Here is a 4,611-nt window from a genome sequence, read left to right as displayed (position 1 = left end):
CGATCGAGGACTCCTGCGTCCTCGATCGCCGAGGGGGTGGGTGGGGTCACTGGATGCGGCCGCCGGCGGTGGGCCCGTGGTAGGTGGCGGCGGTCCCGCGCGAGGCGCGGCGCGGCATGACGAGGCCGAGCACGAGCATGCCCAGCCCGAGGCCGAGGTGCAGCCAGTCGTCGGCGGCGTTGACGGGCACGAAGTTCGCGGTGCTGTCGTCGGCCGTGACCAGGCCGTAGACCCACAACCCGAGGTAGGCGACGCCGCCGACGACGAGGAACGCCTTGGCCAGCGAGGGCACCCGGGAGAGCGCGACGCCGAGGACGCCGAAGGCCAGGTGCAGGAGGTTGTGCAGCACCGAGACCTGGAACACCCCGAGCAGCATCGCCCCGGAGTGGTGGCCGGCGCCGCCGAGGGCGCCGTAGTTCGTCGTGACGCCGGGGACGAACCCGAGGACCCCGACGAGGAGGAAGGCGGCGCCGACGATCAGCGACGTCAGCGACACGGGGGAACGGCTGACGGACAGCCCCGACGTCGTCGTGCTGTCGGTGCCCTGGGTGCTCTGGGTCTTCCTGCTCACGGTCGTCTCCTGGGGGCGGTGGGTGGTGGTGGGCGCCGGCTCGACCCGTGACCCACGGTAGGCAGCACGGGGCGGGAGGGCATCTCCGAACGCGGTGGCGAGAACCTTGCGGACGATGGCTCCCTCGCCACTGTCCCGCCGTCCGCGCGGCACCGACCCTGGAGCCATGACTCGGATCGCCATCAACGGGTTCGGCCGCATCGGCCGCAACACCCTGCGCGCCCTCCTGGCCCGCGAGACCGACCTGCGGGTCGTCGCCGTCAACGACCTCACCGCCCCCGACGCCCTGGCGCACCTGCTGCGCCACGACTCCTCCCTGGGCCGCTTCGCCGGCACCGTCGAGGTCGACGGCGCGGACCTCGTCGTGAACGGCCGGGTCGTCCGCGTCCTGGCCGAGCGCGACCCCGCGGACCTGCCCTGGGCCGACCTCGAGGTCGACCTCGTCCTGGAGTCCACCGGACGGTTCACCTCCGCCGACGCCGCGAAGGCGCACCTGGCCGCCGGGGCCCGCAAGGTCCTCGTCTCCGCGCCCTCCGACGGCGCCGACGTGACCCTGGCGTACGGCGTGAACACCGACGCCTACGACCCCGCGCAGCACGTCGTCGTCTCGAACGCGTCCTGCACCACGAACGCGCTCGCCCCGCTGGCCAAGGTCCTCGACGACCTCGCCGGCATCGAGCACGGGTTCATGACGACCGTCCACGCCTACACCCAGGAGCAGAACCTCCAGGACGGCCCGCACCGCGACCTGCGCCGCGCCCGCGCGGCCGGCGTGAACATCGTCCCCACCAGCACCGGGGCCGCCAAGGCCATCGGCCTGGTCCTGCCCCAGCTGGACGGCAAGCTGTCCGGCGACTCGATCCGCGTGCCCGTCCCGGTCGGCTCGATCGTGGAGCTGAACACCGCGGTGTCCCGCGAGGTCACCCGCGAGGAGGTCGTCGCGGCCTACCGCGAGGCGGCGTCCGGGGCGCTGCGGGGGGTCCTGGAGTTCTCCGACGAACCGCTGGTGTCCAGCGACATCACCGGCAACCCGCACTCGTCGATCTTCGACTCCGCCCTCACCCGGGTCGACGGCAAGCACGTCAAGGTCGTCGCCTGGTACGACAACGAGTGGGGTTTCTCGAACCGCGTCGTCGACACGCTGGAACTGCTCAGCCGAGGCTGAGCCGCGGCACCCCCGGCGGGTCGAAACCCCAGACCTGTCCGTAGAACGACAGTTCCGTCTCCAGCGAGGCGGTGACGTTCTCGGCCCGCCGGAACCCGTGCTGCTCGTCCGGGAACACCACCAGGGCGTGCGGCACACCCCTGCGGCGCAGGGCGTCGGCGAACGCCCGCGCCTGGTTCGGCGGGACCACCGGGTCCTGCTCGCCCTGCAGCAGCAGCACCGGGTGGTCCAGCCCGTCGACGTGGTTCAGCGGGGACCGCTCGGCGTACACGTCCGCCGCCTCCGGCAACGGCCCCACCAGGGAGTCCAGGTACCGCGACTCGAAGTCGTGGGTCTCCCGCGCCATCGCCCGCAGGTCCGCGACCCCGTAGTAGCTGGTCCCGGCCGAGAACGCGTCCGTCCCCGTCAGCGCGGCGAGCACCGTGAAACCCCCGGCGCTGCCGCCGCGGATCCCGACCCGCCCCGGCGGGGCGAACCCCCCGGCCACCAGCCAGCGCGCGACCGCGGCGCAGTCCTCGACGTCGACGACGCCCCAGTTCCCGTCCAGGGCCTCCCGGTAGGCCCGGCCGTACCCCGTCGAGCCGCCGTGCTGGACGTCGACGACCCCGATCCCGCGGGAGGTGAAGAACGCGACCTCCGGCGAGCACGCCGCCTGCGACTGCGCCGTCGGGCCGCCGTGCACGAACAGGACGTGCGGGGCCGGGCCGGGGTCGGGGTGGTCGGGGTGGGTCGGGGGGTAGTGGTGCGCGTGGACCGTGCGCCCGCCCGCGCTCGGGACCTGCACCGCGCGCGGGACGGGCAGGAACCGCGGGTCCGGCGCCGGCGCCGACGGGCGGACCACCTCGACCGCCCCCGACCCGGCGTCCACCAGCACCACCGCCGGCGGGCTCGTCGGGGACGCCGCGACCGCGGCGACCCGCCCACCGGCCGCCGCCAGCGTCGGCGCGTACGCCGTGAACGGCAGGTCCAGGGGCGCCAGGCGGCCGGTGCGGCGGTCCACGACGTCCAGCCGGTACCCCGCCCCCGCCACGTGGACGAGCGCGACGCGGTCGTCGTCGAGCGCGGCCCACGACGTCGTCCCGAACGTCCACGGCGGGAAACCCTGCTCGACGTCCTCGGGCAGGACCGCGCGCACGTCCCCACCCCTCACCTCGTGCAGGTTCCAGAACCCGCTGCGGTCGCCGACCACCAGCACGGTCCCGTCGGGGGCGAACCCGGGGTGGATCCAGGACTCGCGCCGGTCCCGGCCCAGCAGCACCCGCGGCGCGGACAGCGCGCCCCCGGCCAGGTCGGCCGTCCACAGCAGCGTCCGCTGCCACGGCATGTCCGGGTGCTCCCAGCTGATCCACACCAGCCGCGTCCCGTCCGGGCTGACCCGCGGGGCCGCGAGGAACCGCGGGCCGCTGAACAGCTCCCGCGGGCCGGACCCGTCGAGCGGGACGTGCACGAGGCTGCGGCGCGGCCGCCCCCCGCGGTGGTCCTCCGCGACCAGGACCACCCCGGCGTCCGCGCCCCGGCCCCACGGCGCCGGGTCGGCGTACCGGACGCCGTCGGCGGGCACCAGCGGCCGGGGCCGCGCCCCGGGCGCCTCGACGGCGAACCAGCGCTGGTCGGCGGCCGAGGCCAGCACGGCCCCGCCCCCGGGCAGCACCCCCCAGGCCCCGCCGCCGTACTCGTGCACGCGGGTGCGGGCGTCCAGGGTGGGCGCCACCTCCTCGACCCGGCCGTCGGGGCCGCGGCGCACCAGCGCGACCCGCCCGTGCCCGGCGGGACGGCCCTCGGCCCACCACAGGGACCCGTCCGCGGCCAGGGCGACCCCCGGCAGCCTCGGGCCGGCGGCGGCGACGTCGGCGGCGCGCAGCGGGGACGTCCACGCCCCGTGGGGTGCGGTGGACGGCCCGGCGGGGCGTTCGGCTCCCTCCACCCGGTCACCGTAGCCCCGGTACCTTGGGCCGGGTGAGCCTGTCCTCCGGGGAACCCGTCGGTGAGATCGTCACCGGCGAGGCCGTCGTCCTGGGGTTGCGCGCCGCCTCGTTCGCGTCGCGGCTGCTGGCCGCGCTCCTGGACGCCGTGATCGTCGCGGTCGTCCTCGTGGCCGCGGTCTTCGGGGCGTCGTCGCTGCTGAGCGACAGCACCGAGGCGACCGTGACGGCCATCGGGCTCGCGCTGTCCGTCCTGTGCCTGGTGGGGATCCCCACGGCCGTCGAGACCGCCACGCGGGGCCGCTCGGTCGGCAAGCTCGTCCTGGGCGTGCGGGCCGTGCGCGACGACGGCGGCCCCGTCCGGTTCCGGCACGCCCTGGTGCGGCACGTGGTCGGGTTCTTCGAGCTGTGGGCGCTGGCCGGCAGCCCCGCCATCGTCTGCTCGCTGGTGAACTCCCGCGGCAAGCGGATCGGCGACCTGCTCGCCGGGACGTACGTCGTGCGCGAGCGCACCGCCGCCCGGCACGTGCCGCTGCCGCCGATGCCGCCGGAACTGGCCGGGTGGGCCCGGACCGCCGACATCGGCCGGCTGCCGCTGACGACGACGACCGCGGCCCGGCAGTTCCTGGCCCGCACCGCGAGCCTGAACCCGGCGTCCCGGGCCGCGCTGCGCGTCGAGCTCGCCGACGCCCTGCTGCCCTTCGTCTCCCCCGCCCCGCCGCGCGGCACCGACCCCGAGCGGTTCCTCGTCGCGGTGCTCGTCGAGCGCCGCGACCGCGAGCTCACCCGCCTGGAGCGGCGGGAGGCGCGCACGCGCGACCTCGAACGGTCCATCGGGCGGGGCTGAACCGCCTCGCCGTCGCCGCCGGGGGGGGGGGGGGGGGGGGGGGGGGGGGGGGGGGGGGGGGGGGGGGGGGGGGGGGGGGGGGGGGGGGGGGGGGGGGGGGGGGGCG

4 protein-coding genes are annotated in these 4,611 nt (G+C 76.6%); 2 read left to right on the top strand and 2 right to left on the bottom strand.

Annotated features, from left to right (window positions below):
* Nucleotides 1-46: 46 nt before the first annotated feature.
* A complete protein-coding gene (locus tag ACRYRX_RS22460) occupies nucleotides 47-571 on the bottom strand; it encodes a DUF4383 domain-containing protein (protein ID WP_432515425.1) in 525 nt (174 codons plus the stop codon).
* Nucleotides 572-737: 166 nt separating this feature from the next.
* Here ACRYRX_RS22460 and gap point away from each other — a divergent pair, with 166 nt between their 5' ends.
* Nucleotides 738-1,736, top strand: coding sequence for a type I glyceraldehyde-3-phosphate dehydrogenase (gap, locus tag ACRYRX_RS22455; RefSeq protein WP_432515424.1), 999 nt, complete (start codon nucleotides 738-740; stop codon nucleotides 1,734-1,736).
* Here the strand turns inward: gap and ACRYRX_RS22450 are convergent.
* Nucleotides 1,723-3,660, bottom strand: a complete 1,938-nt coding sequence (locus ACRYRX_RS22450; RefSeq protein ID WP_432515423.1) for a dipeptidyl-peptidase 5 — start codon at nucleotides 3,658-3,660, stop codon at nucleotides 1,723-1,725. The two genes, gap and ACRYRX_RS22450, sit on opposite strands and share 14 nt — an antisense overlap.
* 32 nt (nucleotides 3,661-3,692) lie before the next feature.
* On the opposite strand from ACRYRX_RS22450, the gene ACRYRX_RS22445 reads away from it, so the two are divergent.
* On the top strand, nucleotides 3,693-4,505 hold the full coding sequence (locus ACRYRX_RS22445; RefSeq protein WP_432515422.1) for an RDD family protein: 813 nt from the start codon (nucleotides 3,693-3,695) through the stop codon (nucleotides 4,503-4,505).
* Nucleotides 4,506-4,611 lie beyond the last annotated feature (106 nt).

The organism is Kineococcus lubricus (genome assembly GCF_050871965.1).
Classification (GTDB): domain Bacteria; phylum Actinomycetota; class Actinomycetes; order Actinomycetales; family Kineococcaceae; genus Kineococcus.
Note: the sequence above shows the minus strand (reverse complement) of the source record. Positions and strands in the feature narration are given on the sequence as shown.

Coding starts and splice junctions, on each gene's coding strand:
- gap (WP_432515424.1), top strand. CDS start 738: ATGACTCGGATCGCCATCAACGGGTTCGGCCGCATCGGCCGCAACACC.